Source organism: Bacillus sp. TH22, from assembly GCF_016651015.1.
Taxonomy (GTDB): domain Bacteria; phylum Bacillota; class Bacilli; order Bacillales; family Bacillaceae_G; genus Bacillus_A; species Bacillus_A mycoides.
Map to the genome: position 1 here is coordinate 300200 of NZ_JAEKER010000002.1, position 17174 is coordinate 317373.

Sequence of the window (17174 nt, forward strand, 5' to 3'; positions counted from 1 at the left end):
TTTCATATTTTTAGAACCTTCTTACATGACCAGAAAAGACTTTTTGCCAATACGGATTATTTAAATCTTCAATGGAAACACCTTTATTTGTTTGGCATCCAATGAATGTGTTTTTATCAATTACAATGCCAACGTGTCCGTCATGTTTGTAGGTATCAAAGAAAATAACATCACCCGGTTTCATATCATTTGCTGATACTTTTGTACCGATTCTATTTAATGTTTCCGTACTTACCTCTCCTATTGGGCTGGTATACATCCCTACTTGTTCGAATGCCCAGCGTACAAAACTACTACAATCAAAAATCCCTCTTGCAATGTCATTTGTGTTACGTCCTCCACCAAATACATAGGTAGAACGCCCTATCCATTGGCGACCTACATCGGCAACTTTTGAACCGCTACTTCCTCCGCTTCCTGGATTTCCTCCTCCACCAGAAACGACAGAACCCGGCTGATAATACTTTAAAACTGCGTCAACGTACAAAATATCGCCGTAGCACGCGTCAAATGGAACGGCTTCCGGTCTTAAACAATGATACATACCAGTATGTTTTACTTTTTGATACTGTTGTTGTGAAAATTTGATTGCTAATTCTTTCGTATACTTACCACCATTTGCACCAACAAAATCAAAAAATCCTGTTCCAAAATTGTAGGCTTGAAGTGCTGTTTTAATATGATCCATGTCTCCTGGACTCGTTACTCCGGCTCTTTCTATCGCATGTTTAAACTCCTGTACACCTGCCCAAATACTGTAGTCTGGATCTGTAATACAGTTTGGTGATTTACAATATTTCGTATTAAATGCGCCTTCGGAACTCTGCATTGGATCGCTGCCACGCCCTCCACTCTCTTGCATCATTTGAGCAAGCATTAAAGCGACAAACGGTTCCACACCAAAGGCTTTCGCATGCTTCCGAATGGTTGGCTCCCATTTCAAAACTTCGGGTGAAACATTCATGACTTGCCCTTCACCTGTATACGTAATATCACCTGCGTCTGTTCCACTCTCTCCACCCATTGCCGCAATAAAAATACTCATAACTCCAAGTAAAAGAAAAGAAAAAAGACCCATCACAATTAATGCTAAAGTGATGAGCCATTTCCTTGGTATAATCTTTAAAACTAGATGCATGGTATTAAGCACCTCCCCCAAATAACATCAATTCTTCGTCTGTTACTTCTACATGAAAATGAATGTTTTTTACAGCCCCAATACTTAAAATGACATCCCCTGTTGGCAAATGCGGAATGGCTGCAATCTCACTTTCACTTAACTGTCCTGCAAATACTTTTCGTAACATATCTAAACTGTTATTATCTTGTTGCATGATAAATTTGTACTGTGTAAGTTCAAATAGCTTTTTAATTTCATCAATCATTTCTTGTGAAGATCCTTCGGGTACAAAATCTCGAATTGTATGACTTGCATATAAAAGACCAGCAAAATATTTTCGGTCTTCTCGGCTAAATTTAATTAAAAATTGTAAAGCGTGAGCACTCTCTTTTCGCGTGTTGATAATATGATGTGCTTCGTCAATAATAATGAAATATCGAATGACATCTTCAAAAGCAATTTGCTTTTTGTTAAAGGCTCTTAATTGAGGAGCACCATTTGAAATCATTTCATCCCAAAGAAGATTTAACACATTAAAGATTTGCGCCTGAAACACTTCTGGTTTAGAACTGGATATATTCCGTAAGGAAAAAGATACAACTTGTTCTTTCTTGAAATCTTCAATTGTAGAATGTCCATCGAATAATTGTGCATACACTTCTACTAGGTTCATAAGATTTAATTCAATTAATTCTAAACGATGGATTCTACTGTCTCCTAAATTTTCATGGTGTTTTTTACTTTCTACATCTTGATATAACTCGTTACGAACAAAATTCAAAAAATCAGAGAAGATAGGGTATTCTTTCGGTTTTCTTGTTGTAATTTCATTTGTTGCTCCCTTTTTATCATTCCATAATCCCATACGAATATATAATTTTCGAAGCAAATTTTCATACTCTTTAATTTCATCATCTTTTGCTTCTGGTGCAATAAAGCGATAAAAAGTTGTCACTTTGGATAAATGCTGAATGAAACTAACTTCCTCACTTTCTGCTGTCTTATACACTTGAAGTGGGTTAATTTGACCTTGCGATCCATCTAATGCAATTGTTTTTCCATTTAAGTCACGTACTGTTTCCTCAAATTCACCTACAATATCAAAAATACGGATAAAATGTCCCTTACTTGCATAATCCACGGCTTTCTTTTTTAGTAAGGTTGATTTTCCAGCACCAGGTTTTCCAACCATTACACCGTTATAACTCTTTCTTTGTTTGTCTTTATGAAAAATATCAAAAATAACATTTCCTTTTGTTTTCGTTGTCCCATAATACGTACCGTATGGATCGTTCAAATAAGAATAGTGAAATGGACATCCACCAGCCAAACTGACTGCCGGAATTTCTTTTCCTTTTCTTCGGTTCACATAATTTTTTTGTGTATCAAAGCTCGTTACGAGTGCATCCCATTCATACTCTTGTTCATTTAAAAAGACAGCTCCTCGAAAATTATAAGACTCTAATGTTTCCATGATTTCTTTTACTTGTTTTTCTAGCTCATCTAAAGTTCTAGCGGAAACATAGATACGGATATGAATACGTTTCATGACCTCACCTTGTTTCAAATCCGTATAGAGAGCTTCCAGCTCTAAAAATTCATTTTTTGCATCAATCCGATCTATATTATCCTTTGCTGTATCATGCCTTACACTTTGTTCACTCATGGATTTATTAATCGATTCAACGACTTCTTTTCGATCATCACTCATTACATCTAATGTTGTGATCACATTTGGCATATTCATAATTTGCTCTAGCCAGAAATCATTTACCTCTGTTGGATAATCATAGATATGAATACAAGTAGCAAATCCATCACCTGTTTGCACATAACTTTCTTTAAAACTGATTCCCCCTTGTGGCTGAACTCTAGCTACTAAATAAGGGTTGTAACCTTTTTTCTTTTTTAGTTCTTCTTGTTTTTCTTTTTTCGACTTTTTACTTTTGAACGCAAACATATTGTTTCCCCCTCACTACCATATATTTTTCGTTCCCAATTTTGCGTTTTGATTAAACAATTTAAACATAAGCTCTAACTTCTTCTCTTCATCCACCTCTAATAGTTCGGTAGAGCGCTTGATATATCGTTTTGCTGCATCCACACGTTCTTTTACGATCAATTCCGTTTCTCCGTAAATAAATAAGAAGGCTTCCCGATTTGTTCTTCCCCATTCTAAAAACTGAAGTTCTTTTAACTTCTGATTTAAAATTCGTTCATACAAAGGACTGGTACATTCTTTAATTTTCTTCTCTATATATCGTTGTTGTTCGGTTGTTTGACATGGGAAGTTTAAAAAAACAAGTTTAATTGACTGTTTGTAGGCTTGATAAAAATAAGCATGTGAGAAAATAACAAATGCTTGTTCGTCGCTATTCTTAGAGAACATATCGTCACCTTCGACTTGAAGAATTTCTAAAAACCCCTCATTTTTTAGCTCAAATATTCCATCCTCCGTCATGTCTACGATTTGCATAATTTCCGCAATATTTTTCTTTACCTTTGGTGGTACTTCTTTCTTTTTTCTAGAGAAAAAGCCTAAAAGTTTTGGGTTTTTCTTTTTCAAAACATCTTTCTTCGGCTTTTCCTTTTTCTGTTTTTTTACTTTTGTTTCTACTTTTGGTTTTTCTTCCTCTTCCTCTTTCTTTTCGTTGGGCACTACCTTAACAATTTCTTTTGGTTCAGAAATTGATTCCTTTACATTTTTTTCGTTAAAAAGAAATGCCTTTTTTTTCGGTCTTTCTATTTGTTTCGGCTTTTCTTTCTCTACATCTTTTTCACTGAATAACGCCATATGTGATCCCTCCCTTATTGATCGTTATCAATGGCACAATATGCGCCTTTTCTTCTTAGCAATGTAATAATCAACACTTCATACATTCGTTTTTGAGGATTCGTACTTGGTCGCCATATCATGATAATTGCAATAGCTACCATGAAAATAATAAATGGTAACTGAAAGGTCTCATGTACGAAGTTCCTAAGAATCATCGTTACAACTAATAAACCAATTAATAAAAAGAAATCTATTAAATAAAGCACTTTATTAATCCGTAATTCTGTACTGATTTCCTTCGGAATCCGATAGCTTCTCATCGGGATTCCCTCCTTTTCGACAATAAAAAATAAGCGTACGATTACGCTTATTCTTTATCCGTATTCTTTTTATTTTTGCTCACGATATCTCTCCAACTTTTACCCGTATTTTGACCCATTTGATAAAAACGCTTTGTATTCTGTACCGTCTCAGAAGTATTAATTCGTTCTTGCACTCCTCTTACTTTTTGTTTCATGGATGATGTCGTATGTTTAACTTTATCCGTTGTATATTGTCCTAATGTCCGTGTTTCGTGGCTTCTACTAGCCGCCACCTCTTTATCACTTTCATAAGGAATAATCGGGCTACTATGTGTCACCGTTACAATATCGGCTGATGCCGGGCTACTTCCACTTGGTACTGGTCTTGATGTTTCTACTGATGCCGGGCTACTTCCACTTGGCACTGATCTTGGCGTTTCCACTGGTGCCGGACTACTTCCACTTGATACTGGTCTTGATGTTTCCACTGGTGCCGGACTACTTCCACTTGATACTGGTCTTGATGTTTCCATTGGTGCCGGGCTACTTCCACTTGATACTGGTCTTGATGTTTCCATTGGTGCCGGGCTATTTCCGCTTGATACTGGTCTTGATGTTTCCATTGGTGCCGGGCTATTTCCGCTTGGTGCTGGTCTTGATGTTTCTACTGGTGCCGGGCTACTTCCACTTGGCACTGATCTTGGCGTTTCCACTGGTGCCGGACTACTTCCACTTGATACTGGTCTTGATGTTTCCATTGGTGCCGGGCTATTTCCGCTTGATACTGGTCTTGATGTTTCCATTGGTGTCGGGCTATTTCCGCTTGATACTGGTCTTGATGTTTCCATTGGTGCCGGGCTACTTCCACTTGATACTGGTCTTGATGTTTCCATTGGTGCCGGGCTATTTCCACTTGATACTGGTCTTGATGTTTCCATTGGTGCCGGGCTATTTCCGCTTGGTGCTGGTCTTGATGTTTCTACTGGTGCCGGACTTCCTTCACTTGCTCCTTGTCTTACCGTTCCTGGTGTTTGACTTCCTTCACTTGCTCCTTGTCTTACTGTTCCTGCTGTTTGACTTCCTTCACTTGCCCCTTGTCTTACTGTTCCTGGTGTTTGACTTCCTTCACTTGCCCCTTGTTTTACCGTTCCTGCTGTTGGATTTCCTTCACTCGCTCCTTGTCTTACTGTTCCTGCTGTTGGATTTCCTTCACTCGCTCCTTGTTTTACCGTTCCTGCTGTTGGATTTCCTTCACTCGCTCCTTGTTTTACCGTTCCTGCTGTTGGATTTCCTCCACTCGCTCCTTGTCTTACTGTTCCTGCTGTTGGATTTCCTCCACTCGCTCCTTGTCTTGCTGTTCTTGCTGTTCCTGCTGTTGGATTTCCTTCACTCGCTCCATTTGCTTTTCCAGCTTCTTTCATTTCATCTTGAAGACTTGTTGTTCCCGATTCTTGCCCATTTGCCATCCCAGGGTTTTCATTCCCTTCTTTTTTCATATCTTCTTGAATAGATGGAACACCACCATTCTCTTTATTTTCTTCCTTATTTAAGTCCCCTTTTTCCTTTTCCTTATTTGCTACATCATTGCCTTGTGTTTTTTTTTGATCCGCTTTTTTCATTTGATCTTGCAAGGACTCTTTATTTTCAGACTCATTCCCTTTTTTCAAGCCACTTATAAGACCAGCCATGCCACCTGTTGCCATCGCTGCTGCACTTGCCGTTTTAGCTGCTGCAACACCCGTTCCTTCTGCTGCACCTTTCGCCCCTTTTCCAATCATATTCCCTAGACTCTTCATTGGTTTTGAGTTTGCAAGAGCGCCAATTCCTTTACCAAGTGCGAAACCGCCTGCTATACCACCTGCTAACATGCCCCAACTGCTCTTTAATCCAATATCTATACCGAATAACCTTTCTACGACTGCTGGACCATCTAGAACTGCCATACTAAATGCGGCTAATGCAATCAGATACGGTACACCATTTAATTTGTCATGGAGAAACGCCGTTCCCATTATATATAGCTTCAAAGATAGGAATATCATAATCGTTGCTATAAATATATTGAGGATATTCGATAACACCGCTTTTAATTTTTGACCATTTGCAACATCCGCTGGTGCTAATATGTTCGCTAACAAGTAGTTAAATGCCAATTCGTAAAATAATCTAGCTAACTTAATACTTACTAATAACAAAGTTGCGCCAGTTATCAGTAAAGTAAAGAATATGTTCCAAAAATTCCAATGCCAGCGATAATACTTTTCGGGAAAGAAATCAAACCATCCATCTTTTAATTCAGCTAAAGATGCAACTCCTAACGCATCCATTACTCTTTTATTCTGCAAAATTTTCTGACCATCATCCGATAAATTTTTATCCTTTGTGAACGCAAAATCCTTATCTATTTTTTCGGTAATATCTATTTGTCTAATATTCTTTTCAGGAATATTATTTTTCGGATTCATATCTTCTTTCTTTTTCCATCCATTTTGATCTATTACTGCAATATCCGTTATGTTTTTCTTAATAATTTCATCACTTAAAGAACCCTTTTGTTCTGATTTTACAACTGCTATGGCATCATCGGTGAACTTATCAACCTTTGTCATACCAGTACTTAATAAACAAAGTACACTCAGTGTTACAAAAATATTGATGATAATTTGAGAACGGTTCATTTGTTTGTTCATAATGAACATGTAGCCAATATATAAAAATGATATGGCTAAAAGAACGACAAACAATGGATATAACATATCAACAAAATTTTGTATTTCCGGTGAATTAAAGAATCCTTTAATCCCCAGTATGGCATCTGTGACACCTTCTAAAGCATCTACAATTAAAGATAAACCTACAATTATGAACCATCCTATCCAACGGAATACATAATTCACGATGTCTCCTACTTGAAGATAATCCGAGAACGCTTCTATAGTTTTTAAAATCTCTTCATCTTTCACCATTTATCCTCCTCTCTTGCTTACTACTGCCCTAATACTTCCTTTGCTGTCCAATTCACCCTTTCATTTAGTCTGTCGATACGAATAATCAATTTCCCTTTTTGTTCCCGATCTACTGAAAGGAAAAGAACCGCATCTTCTAGACCAAGAATGACCTCATTCTCTTCTGTTACAAACGGCGAGTAACTATCTAAAATCATTTGCATTTTATCCGTTATTGTCGGTACACACATTCCCTCTTCCTCCTTTATGTTTGGAATCAAAAAAGCACTCAATTATTTGAGTGCTTTTTAACTTGTTACTTGTTCTTTTTCTTCTAAATCACGCAAGATTCGATTAATCTTGTTTTCGACTGCTTGATAAACACTTTTGTCGATGTGGTCATTGTGAGCTAACATTTGAAATTCACTGTAAAACTCGCCCATTTCTTGATTTCCAACCTCATCTATTGATTTCCCTAACTGTGCTAAAAAGAACTTATCAACCAGTTTCAAAACCGCTAAATCAGATTCGAAAAATTCATTAACCGTTTTTTCTTTCCAATTTTCAATGGAGAGGGAATCAAACGGGCTATCTACCTGCTGAAATGCCTCTTCCGAAATATCTTCATCAATTCCCATCATTGTTGGTTCTTCTACTGGCTGCGGTGTCTCTACTGGTGAAAAAACTTCTTGTTCTTGTTCTGATGTTTCTTTCTCACTTTGTTCTTCCTTTCTTTCTCCAAGAAAATCAACAATGAGTTCTTTAGGTTCTACATCATCATGTAGGGAGTCAATATCTATGTCTAAAATGGACTTACCTGTATCAAATTCTACTCCGAGATATTCCCATCTATATTTTAAGGCTGTTTCTTCTGTATTATAAATTGGTCGTGGTCTAATTCGTTTCCGCTCATTATCTTGACGTTTTATCACACGAATAACGGCACTTTCCCCTTCTTTAAAACTCATTAGTTCATTCGGTGTTAACAATGGTCGTTGATCTAGACCTTCCGTTTTATTTTTATCAGTAGAAAGACCTTTTCCACTTCGGGAAGGTAGGTTAATTGTTTTATTCCCCAGTTTTTTGGACACTTTTTCGGCTGTTTCTTGATCGTTTGTTAGAATGTAGATGGTGTTCCCACAGTTTCCATCAATGGTATCTGCATCCTCACCATATTTATTTTTCAGTTGTGAATATGCTTGAATGATAAGATTAAAACGGATATTCCTTCCCAAACAAACCGTTGCTAACGTTGCCATTCCCTCTATACTCGGCATGTTGCCAAATTCATCAAGTAAAAAAACTACTTCACGATGACACTCATTATCCCTAGCAAGGGATGCACCCTTAGCTAATATGAAGTAGAGCTGTCTTACAAAAATAGAAGCAATGACATGATTTGAAGTATCATAATCAGGTGTAATCATAAAAATAGCAATTGGTTTATCGAAATAATCTACTGTTATTACTTGTATATCTTCATTTTCTTCTATTACTTCAAATTCTGTATGACCCGTCTTTTCATCTATTTTCGTAATGGAAATAGATGTTTTCTTTTTCTTATTTCCCTTTTCATTACATTGAATGGTATCGCCAATTTTTATTACTTTCTTAAAATCTAATGCAAAACGTCCTTTAATATCTGCTTTAATAGACTCCTTTGAACCATCTGGAAATACAATTTCTACTCGTTTTCTAGGTGTGACTTTTCCTTTTATCGTTTTTCCAAAACCTACACGTTTTAAATCCACACTATTTTTCGCTGTCATTTTAGCGATTTCATCAAATGTAAAAATAGAAAGTCCGTTCATTGTTTGGGTGAAAATTCCGCCTCGTGTCGTTCCTTTCGAGAAGTTTGAGGTTGCATATTGCATTTTCGCAACACTATCCGCTGGTAAGCCTTCAAAGTATAAATCTAATGCATTTTGTGGATCTGCTTCCGGATCTACGATTACCTCTTTCGAACCAAGTTCTGATAACATATTTGCAACTGCATACATTGTGATTTTTTCTTCTGTACCTTCCGCAATACATTTATCTGTGACTGCTAAAATCATGGCGTTACACAAACTCATAGCGCACTGTTGCCAAAAAGGATCTTTTACAGTTGGGTTGTAATACAAAGTGTGTGAGAGTGTTTTGCATAATGCCTGTGCCGTTGAATAATCCCCATCTTTATAGGCATCTTTGACGAGCTGCAACAAGTTGTAGCTCATAGAATCGAGTGGGTTTAACAAATTCAAAACTTCAATGTGATAGCCTCGTTCTTCCAGTGTTTCTTTCGATGCACTGAAGAGCTCACCTTTTGGATCGTTAAAAATTAAGGATGGTTTATGTTCCGCTCTAGAATAGACATCAATTGTAGGAAATACATAAGTTTCCCCTTTACCAGACCGTGTTGTACCAATGATTAAATTATTTACCGGGCTATCATCAATAAATACCTTGTCACCTAATCGAGATATAACAACACCACCGCCACCTTTAAATGATTCCTCTCGTTCTGGTACAGCTCGGTATTGCTTTTTCAACTCTTCAACTGTTGTAAAACGACTAGATCCTTTCTGATGATTATTTAAGTTTTTAAAGGAAGATTTCAATTTGTACACCGTTCTTGCAATGGTTCCAATCACTACAAGGAAAACAAGCATGTAGTAAATTGGATGCTCTGCAATCGGCATTTGAAAAAGAAATCCTATCTCCATATGAAATGGTTTGGGGTGCAATAAATCACTAAATGTTGTTTCTATCAGCTCTAAAGATAAGTTAAGTAAAAAATTAGCGATTAAAAACATTCCAACAAACAAAAAAGCACTCAATGGAATGAGTACTTCTTTTTCAGCTAATTTATATTTGATTGATATCTTTTCATTATACATATCAGAAAATCACCTCAGTTCACTCTAACTTTTCATTTGAATGGTATCTTTTTTATTATTTTCCACACTTTTTCTTTCTATTTCTTTCTGATTTAGTAGTTCACGTACAATATCTTGTGTAACTTGTTGTAAAGAGACTGTATACACAATAAAAACAAGAACCATCATTCCAATTATAATCATCAATTGTGTAAGTAGTTCTGTCATTTTTGCTCTCCTTTCTCTAATAAAACCTCTAATTCGTTATAAAATTTCCATTGTTTGTATCCCATTCGAAGAAAGATAAATACAAACGGTGTGGACATCAAAAGTGCTACTAAAAACGTAAGTCCTCGTATGGGATGCTCTTCTAAAAGCATCATTATGTCAAGTAAACCAATTGTAATTACAATCAACAATGGTACTTCCAATAATAATGCTTTTTTAGTCAACTTCTTATTCATAATTCCTATTTCAAGCATCAGTATTAAGATATAAAATGTACCAAAAACTATGAACGCTATTACCGTATGCTTTTTTGTCCACGCATCACCAAAAGCATTGATTCCCCAAATCATATGACCAATACCTATTGCTGCTAATAATATATAAATTCCCCAACTTACCTTAGCCCCACGTGATATCCATTTTTCCACCTCTATATTCCTCCCTAAATAGAAATTAAACAACTAGTTAATTTTTTCTTTACTTCTTAAAACCAAAACCCGAATCATAATTATATTTTTCATACTCTGTTATCTTGTCAAAATCATTCGTTACATCTAAAGATATGATGTATCGAAATTTCTTAGTAATTTGAGCATCTGTTGGCATTTGTTGAAAACTCGCTATTACTTTTATATCGAAATCCTTCATTTGTTGAAGAAAGTATATAAAATCTTCCTGACATAAATAATTGGTTTCATCTACAATTACATATTCAAATTGTTTAGCTATATTTATCACATCTTCTGTAATTTTAAAATTCCTATATCCCTCATTTGATTCACAATCTAAATATTGTAAAGTCACATGCCCCTCTGTTTGCTTCTCTAATTCTTCGTATTCCTTCAATGGATCTAACACTAAAACTTTTGATAAACTTAAAGCCATTTTCTTCAATTCCCTCGTTTTCCCTGTTCCCACTCGACCTACCACCATTAAACTTTTATCTAGACTTGAAATTTGTACTAAATTTGAACTATTAACAAACATCTATATGACCCCTTTCATTAAAAAATCAGATTACATTTATTTTTAAATTAAAAAGGTACTCTTTTTATGAGTACCTTTTTGACAATATCAGTTGTTTTTTTCTTTATTTACTCGCTACCATCTTTTCATTTTGTTTCAGAACTGGCTTTTCTTGATTCGTTGGTTTTCCCGGTTCTGTTGGCTTCTCTGGATCTGTTGGTTTTTCCGGTTCTGTCGGCTTCTCTGGATCTGTTGGTTTTTCCGGTTCTGTCGGCTTCTCTGGATCTGTTGGCTTTTCCGGTTCTGTCGGCTTCTCTGGATCTGTTGGCTTCTCTGGTTCTGTTGGTTTCTCTGGATCTGTTGGTTTCTCTGGATCTGTTGGTTTCTCTGGATCTGTTGGCTTCTCTGGTTCTGTCGGCTTCTCTGGTTCTGTCGGCTTCTCTGGATCTGTTGGTTTCTCTGGATCTGTTGGTTTCTCTGGATCTGTTGGTTTCTCTGGATCTGTTGGCTTCTCTGGTTCTGTCGGCTTCTCTGGTTCTGTCGGCTTCTCTGGATCTGTTGGTTTCTCTGGATCTGTTGGTTTCTCTGGATCTGTTGGCTTCTCTGGATCTGTTGGTTTTTCCGGATCTGTTGGTTTCTCTGGATCTGTTGGCTTCTCTGGATCTGTTGGTTTTTCCGGTTCTGTTGGTTTTTCCGGTTCTGTTGGTTTTTCCGGTTCTGTTGGTTTACCTGGATCTGTTGGTTTTTCCGGTTCTGTTGGTTTACCTGGATCTGTTGGTTTCTGCGGTTCTGTTGGTTTCTCTGGATTTGTTGGTTTCTCCGGTTCTGTTGGCTTCTCTGGATTTGTTGGTTTCTCCGGTTCTGTTGGTGGCTCTATAGGTGGTTTTGGTTTTTCTGTCCCTGTATTTTCCGTATTACCATTCTCACCTTCCGGTGTAATTGGTGGGTTCACAATTGCGTCTGGTTTCTTCTCTGTTGGAAGAATATCCCCTATACTCGCTACTTGAGAATCAATATTTTGATCGCCAAATGCAAAATGATCTCCGTTTACGGTGACTTGTGGCTTATTATCCGTAATAGCTGCAATCACATTATCTTTTGCTGTATCTTGAATTGATTTATCTGTCGTTTCTTTATCAAAGAGTGCTAGAACACGAGAAGTGGTGTCATCCCCATTTTGAAGATTACTTACAATAGATTTTTCTTTAAAGTTAATTTTTGATTTATCCAGCTCTTCGAGTACATAAGCAACTTCATTATCCTTACTTTGAATTGCATTCTCTGTAATTGCTTCGAAATCTTGTTTGTTCAGATTTTCTTTCTTTTCCTCTGGCTTACTTTTATCTGCTTTTTTTGTAATAGCTGACTTACTTTTTGATGATTCCTTACTTCCAAACCAACTGCAACCTGTAGTGCCCAATATCAATGAACCACCAAGAAAAACAATCCCCATTTTTTTGTACAGATTCTCATAATTTAATGGCATGTTATTTTTTCCCCCTTAGATGTCCTTTAGATCTTTATCAATTTTTTCAATCTTAACTTTCTTTTCCTCTTCGCTTATCGTAGATTGTTGAACATCTCTCTTTTCTAATTCTTTAACCTCTTTCATCAAGCTTTTATTTCCTTGTGTTTTGGCAAAAGAATAACAATCTTCATATTTTTTTAGATTTACAAAGGCTTCAACAATGAGCTTTTCACGCCTACCATCCATATTGACTTTCCCTTTGAGCTGAATTACCTCTTCATATTTTTTATTAACTGCTGCCTTTTCAAAGTCGATCACATCATTCTTGACATCAATTTCATTGATTTTATTCATGTTGTCTATCCCAATAAAATAAGCAACCACACTCTCTGCAAATTTCGGCTCATATTGTAATGCCTTATTTGCCTTTCCATTTAATAAATAAGTAAATAGAACTGCCTTCTGACTATCTTTATCTAATTCTGTGTAATTGACCTTATCGAAATATTTAACAGCTTCTCCATACTGTTGAATGGCTGCCTGTTGTAATCCTTTTACCACATATTGTTCCGAACCAGCATTTGCACTCGAAACTGGCTCGGAAGAGAATAACTTAAAGGCAAATATGGCACCAGCTCCAATTAACACCACACTTCCTATGACACTCGCAATAATCTTGAATCCTTTTCTATTTTCCTTTCCAGGCTTTACTTGTGTTTTCACTTCATGTGGTGGACTATAGGAGGGTTCCTCATTTTTTCCTGGTAATTCTTCTTGATATTCATATTCTTCATGAAAAGGAGAATCATTGATTTCCCTTTCTAACGTTTCTAACAGCTCCTTCTTTTGTTCCTCTTGTTCCGGATCTAACTGCATCACATTCATTTTTTTTGAAATGTGATCAAAAATATGATCTGCATATCTCGAACCAAGTGATAACGTACCGTTATAAATTTCATTAGCATGAGCATCTAACAAATCAAAATCAATATGTTCTTGGCGTCCAGCTTCTCTATAAACACGTTCTAATCGTTTCGTTAAGTTATAAGCTTCATGAAACGAATATTGCTTACCCGACTCAATTTCTGTTCCATTGCTACTCTTAAAAATAACAAACATGGCTTCTCCTTTCTCACATTCACTTTAAATTCCAATGAAAAAAGGCAACAAAAAAAGCCATACCCTTTGCATAGCTTCCTCATTGCCTTATTTATATTTTTTCACTATTTCATCCAAAGAAACGGGAACATGATTTGACCAAATTTAACATTAGTATTTACGCTTTCTGCTAAGTATTGGCATCCCATTACAATAACGAGTCCGACTGCCCCACCAATAAACCACCAAACACATTTATGTCTTCCTCGTTCACCGCCCCATATTAATAGATAAGCGCCAAAACAGAATACAATTGCTGTACTAACCTGTGCTCCTCTTTGCATCCATGTAATAAATGAAACCCCTGTATTAACTAGGCCATCCATCGCATCACCTAACACTAACATTTGAGCTACTGTTTCCAACATTGACATATACATTCACTCCCTTTTCATTTTTAAATGCTTATACATTACTAAGCTGACTTGATTCATTCGCCTTGCTGTCTTCCTTTACTTCTGTTGATGTTGCTTTATAAGCCTGTAAAGCTTTCATTACTAAATCTTGATTTTCTTCAATGTATTTCTGATGATGTAAATGAAGCCAATGGTTATAATCCTGACCATTGGCTCTTAATAGGTTTGCTACCATATCTTTTTCTTTTTTTAATTCTCTCTGTGTAATCGCCACTATATCACCACCTCGTATGATTAAGTTAGGTTTTTTAGGAATGGGATTCACCTATAAACCCAAGAGTATCCAGCTTTATGAGATACTTATATTTGTAGATAGAGTGTTGCCGATCACCACCTTGAATCCTTGTATTCGATTGAAAGATTGGTACCTCTGTCTAATAAGTAGTTTACGAATGAGTTGGATGTTGATGACCATTGGTCATTCTTCGTATCTCTTACGAGGTAGTAGCGCTTATTAGTTCAGGGGAGGATAACACTATCTAAAAATCATCAAAATAGGGGTGTATACTATGTTCTACTTAGGTATTGATATTGCCAAACACAAGCACTATGCTTCCATCATTGATTCCACTGGGAAACCTATTACCAAGCCATTTCCTTTCCACAATCATAAAGAAGGTGGACAAGCTTTATTAACTTGGCTTTACCGATACATTAGTTCTCCGACAGAACTGTCAATCGGGATGGAGGCCACCGGTCACTATTGGATAGCTGTCTATTCTTTTCTACTAGATCATGGTTTTTCTGTGATTGTACTGAATCCACTCCAAACCAATGCATGGCGAAAGGGAACAGAAATTAGAAAGAGAAAAACAGATGCCATTGACGCCACTATGATTGCCGATGTCATACGATTTGGCCGCTTCCTTGAAACTCCACTCGTAGACGAGAAAATGTTCGCTTTAAAACAACTAAGCCGGTTTCGTAATTCTCTTGTACGTAATATAAGTGATTTAAAACGCAAGGCGCTTGTCGTGTTAGATCAAACCTTTCCAGAATATCAAAGTATTTTCTCTAATGTCTTTGGCAAAACGTCTTCACAGCTCCTAATTGACTATACATCTCCTAGCGATTATGAAAGACTGTCTATTGATGATTTGACACTAATAATTGAGCAAGCAAGTCGTTGCCGACTTGGAAAAAAAACAGCCAATCAACTGATGGAATTAGCCTCAAACTCATTTGGTGTCACCTTTTGTAAAGATGCTTTCTCATTTCAATTAAAAATGTTGATGGAGCAAATCCGCTTTATTGAAACTCAGTTGAGAGAATGTGAGAATCAAATGTCTCAACTATTAAGTGACTTAGATACACCAATCACTACTATTCCGGGTATTGGTCCTATATTAGGTGCCACCATATTAAGTGAGATTGGGGATATAGGCCGCTTTGACAAGCCTTCTAAACTTGTGGCTTATGCCGGTATTGATGCCACTATTTCTCAATCAGGTCAATACGAATCAACTGGTATGTCTATGTCCAAACGTGGCTCCTCCCATCTACGTAGAGCATTATTTCAAGCGGCTATTACTGCTTATAAACATGACCCTGTATTAAAAGCTTTTTATGAAAAGAAACGAAATCAAGGAAAACACTATTATGTTTGTATAGGAGCTGTAGCTAGGAAGTTGTGTTATATTATCTATGACATTCTAAAGAGTAATAAACCCTATAAAATCCCTCCATTCCCATGCCAGAGATAACTTTTTTATTTTTTGAGACTTTGCAAGGTTTATTTAATTTTAATTTCTAAAACAAGATTTATTAAATATAGTATTCTATATTTATTGTCATTTCTTTAGAAAGCTTGGCATATTTTCAATATACAAAGGGAATCTTGTAAACTTCAAATGTTTTCCATAATTTTTATAATTTAATTTTGTATGGTTCTGATACAAAATTAAATTATAAAAACATAGAGTAGAAATTTTTTCTACATTTTTAGCTTATGAAACTAAACCAAACACTTTATTCATAAAGTGTTTTTGATCTTAGACAGACTTGTTCGACAAAATAAGTTGTCTTTTTACTCTAATATAGGTTTTATCGACTCCTCATGAGTTGTTTGTTCATTTAAGATGATATTGTATTGTCTCTTCTAATTAAGGTCTATATGGATAAACCCAGCGTATAATTGTTGTCTGAGCAATTAATACATCTTTTCCCTTTAGCTCATACTGATAATGATTCTATTTGAACTAATTTTCCTTTTCATACTGATTACACATCTTTTCTAAAATAATACTATCAGTATCTTCACGTATTTAAATTTATTTTTTACTTAGTGAAAGACTATTATTTTTTAGATAAGTAAGAGATGTGCATTTTTCGGATAGTACGTTAAAACCTAATATAATATATATCTTTTATATAAAAAGAATATAAAGATAAAACTATTATACTTATGAAAAATGGCTTACAAACTCAGTAATAACAGTGTCTGCAAAGTCATAGAACCATAAAAAATCGAAAAAAACACTTATTGGAAATGTATTTATTGCGTTTTACGTCGCTCTAAATATACAAAATATCATAAAGTTGAATTACTTAACCTACATATAATCAGCATCATTTTGATGAGTGAAAGTGTATATAAGATTAATGGTAGTCTAGCTTAAATTATTAACATGATTTCCACATACGCTATAAAATAACCCACATTTTATTAACATTTAGAAGTAAGTTATAGACAGAATTCAGTAAATCAACATTATTAACAAAAAACATTCTGATTTTAAGTAGCTTTATATATAAAACGTTTATATATAAAGCTTTGAGCTATTTTATTGTACACATTTGGACAATATTATTAAGATATCCACTGAATTAATATATATATTTACGATTTTTAGTAGATTAAATGCCGGCAAAAGAACGAATATTCAGAAAAAAGTAAAGTATAATTGTGAATTACTGATTATATTTTAGGAATTTTGT

At 35.7% G+C, this 17174-nt stretch carries 15 protein-coding genes; 1 reads left to right on the plus strand and 14 read right to left on the minus strand.

What is annotated here, in order from left to right:
- Positions 1 to 10: 10 nt before the first annotated feature.
- The 14 genes from JFU18_RS29185 to JFU18_RS29255 all read right to left on the minus strand — a co-directional run bounded on the left by JFU18_RS29185 (position 11) and on the right by JFU18_RS29255 (position 14451).
- Positions 11 to 1138 carry a bifunctional lytic transglycosylase/C40 family peptidase gene (locus JFU18_RS29185; protein ID WP_201035044.1) on the minus strand — a complete coding sequence of 376 codons (1128 nt, stop codon included), beginning with the start codon at positions 1136 to 1138 and terminating at the stop codon, positions 11 to 13.
- A gap of 4 nt (positions 1139 to 1142) precedes the next feature.
- Positions 1143 to 3080 (minus strand): VirB4 family type IV secretion system protein, encoded by a 1938-nt coding sequence (locus JFU18_RS29190; protein ID WP_201035043.1) that lies wholly within the window; start codon positions 3078 to 3080, stop codon positions 1143 to 1145.
- A 15-nt stretch (positions 3081 to 3095) separates the two neighbouring features.
- On the minus strand, positions 3096 to 3914 hold the full coding sequence (locus JFU18_RS29195; protein WP_201035042.1) for a hypothetical protein: 819 nt from the start codon (positions 3912 to 3914) through the stop codon (positions 3096 to 3098).
- 14 nt (positions 3915 to 3928) lie between these two features.
- A complete protein-coding gene (locus JFU18_RS29200) occupies positions 3929 to 4216 on the minus strand; it encodes a DUF5592 family protein (protein ID WP_201035041.1) in 288 nt (95 codons plus the stop codon).
- A gap of 47 nt (positions 4217 to 4263) precedes the next feature.
- On the minus strand, positions 4264 to 7161 hold the full coding sequence (locus tag JFU18_RS29210) for a pLS20_p028 family conjugation system transmembrane protein (protein WP_307838376.1): 2898 nt from the start codon (positions 7159 to 7161) through the stop codon (positions 4264 to 4266).
- A gap of 23 nt (positions 7162 to 7184) precedes the next feature.
- A complete protein-coding gene (locus JFU18_RS29215; RefSeq protein ID WP_002090849.1) occupies positions 7185 to 7394 on the minus strand; it encodes a hypothetical protein in 210 nt (69 codons plus the stop codon).
- A gap of 57 nt (positions 7395 to 7451) precedes the next feature.
- Complete coding sequence (locus tag JFU18_RS29220; protein ID WP_201035040.1) at positions 7452 to 10022, minus strand: VirD4-like conjugal transfer protein, CD1115 family; 2571 nt, start codon at positions 10020 to 10022, stop codon at positions 7452 to 7454.
- Between the two features lie 24 nt (positions 10023 to 10046).
- Positions 10047 to 10229 (minus strand): hypothetical protein, encoded by a 183-nt coding sequence (locus JFU18_RS29225; RefSeq protein WP_016093899.1) that lies wholly within the window; start codon positions 10227 to 10229, stop codon positions 10047 to 10049.
- On the minus strand, positions 10226 to 10657 hold the full coding sequence (locus tag JFU18_RS29230) for a hypothetical protein (protein ID WP_098412849.1): 432 nt from the start codon (positions 10655 to 10657) through the stop codon (positions 10226 to 10228). Before JFU18_RS29230 ends, JFU18_RS29225 begins: the two co-directional genes overlap by 4 nt.
- A 49-nt stretch (positions 10658 to 10706) precedes the next feature.
- Positions 10707 to 11216, minus strand: a complete 510-nt coding sequence (locus tag JFU18_RS29235; RefSeq protein WP_201035039.1) for a hypothetical protein — start codon at positions 11214 to 11216, stop codon at positions 10707 to 10709.
- Positions 11217 to 11319: 103 nt separating this feature from the next.
- The gene (locus tag JFU18_RS30150; RefSeq protein ID WP_242486500.1) at positions 11320 to 12681 is read right to left on the minus strand and encodes a hypothetical protein; all 1362 of its coding nucleotides are present in this window, start codon (positions 12679 to 12681) and stop codon (positions 11320 to 11322) included.
- 15 nt (positions 12682 to 12696) lie between these two features.
- On the minus strand, positions 12697 to 13782 hold the full coding sequence (locus tag JFU18_RS29245; RefSeq protein ID WP_201035038.1) for a hypothetical protein: 1086 nt from the start codon (positions 13780 to 13782) through the stop codon (positions 12697 to 12699).
- Positions 13783 to 13886: 104 nt separating this feature from the next.
- Entirely contained in the window at positions 13887 to 14195 is a 309-nt protein-coding gene (locus JFU18_RS29250) for a hypothetical protein (protein WP_201035037.1), read from the minus strand.
- Positions 14196 to 14226: 31 nt separating this feature from the next.
- Positions 14227 to 14451, minus strand: coding sequence for a hypothetical protein (locus JFU18_RS29255; protein WP_001018798.1), 225 nt, complete (start codon positions 14449 to 14451; stop codon positions 14227 to 14229).
- Positions 14452 to 14746: 295 nt separating this feature from the next.
- Between JFU18_RS29255 and JFU18_RS29260 the strand changes: the two genes are divergently transcribed.
- Complete coding sequence (locus tag JFU18_RS29260) at positions 14747 to 15940, plus strand: IS110 family RNA-guided transposase (protein ID WP_201035036.1); 1194 nt, start codon at positions 14747 to 14749, stop codon at positions 15938 to 15940.
- Positions 15941 to 17174: the final 1234 nt, after the last annotated feature.

Coding starts and splice junctions, on each gene's coding strand:
- JFU18_RS29185 (WP_201035044.1), bottom strand. CDS start 1,138: ATGCATCTAGTTTTAAAGATTATACCAAGGAAATGGCTCATCACTTTA.
- JFU18_RS29190 (WP_201035043.1), bottom strand. CDS start 3,080: ATGTTTGCGTTCAAAAGTAAAAAGTCGAAAAAAGAAAAACAAGAAGAA.
- JFU18_RS29195 (WP_201035042.1), bottom strand. CDS start 3,914: ATGGCGTTATTCAGTGAAAAAGATGTAGAGAAAGAAAAGCCGAAACAA.
- JFU18_RS29200 (WP_201035041.1), bottom strand. CDS start 4,216: ATGAGAAGCTATCGGATTCCGAAGGAAATCAGTACAGAATTACGGATT.
- JFU18_RS29215 (WP_002090849.1), bottom strand. CDS start 7,394: ATGTGTGTACCGACAATAACGGATAAAATGCAAATGATTTTAGATAGT.
- JFU18_RS29220 (WP_201035040.1), bottom strand. CDS start 10,022: ATGTATAATGAAAAGATATCAATCAAATATAAATTAGCTGAAAAAGAA.
- JFU18_RS29225 (WP_016093899.1), bottom strand. CDS start 10,229: ATGACAGAACTACTTACACAATTGATGATTATAATTGGAATGATGGTT.
- JFU18_RS29235 (WP_201035039.1), bottom strand. CDS start 11,216: ATGTTTGTTAATAGTTCAAATTTAGTACAAATTTCAAGTCTAGATAAA.
- JFU18_RS30150 (WP_242486500.1), bottom strand. CDS start 12,681: ATGCCATTAAATTATGAGAATCTGTACAAAAAAATGGGGATTGTTTTT.
- JFU18_RS29245 (WP_201035038.1), bottom strand. CDS start 13,782: ATGTTTGTTATTTTTAAGAGTAGCAATGGAACAGAAATTGAGTCGGGT.
- JFU18_RS29250 (WP_201035037.1), bottom strand. CDS start 14,195: ATGTCAATGTTGGAAACAGTAGCTCAAATGTTAGTGTTAGGTGATGCG.
- JFU18_RS29260 (WP_201035036.1), top strand. CDS start 14,747: ATGTTCTACTTAGGTATTGATATTGCCAAACACAAGCACTATGCTTCC.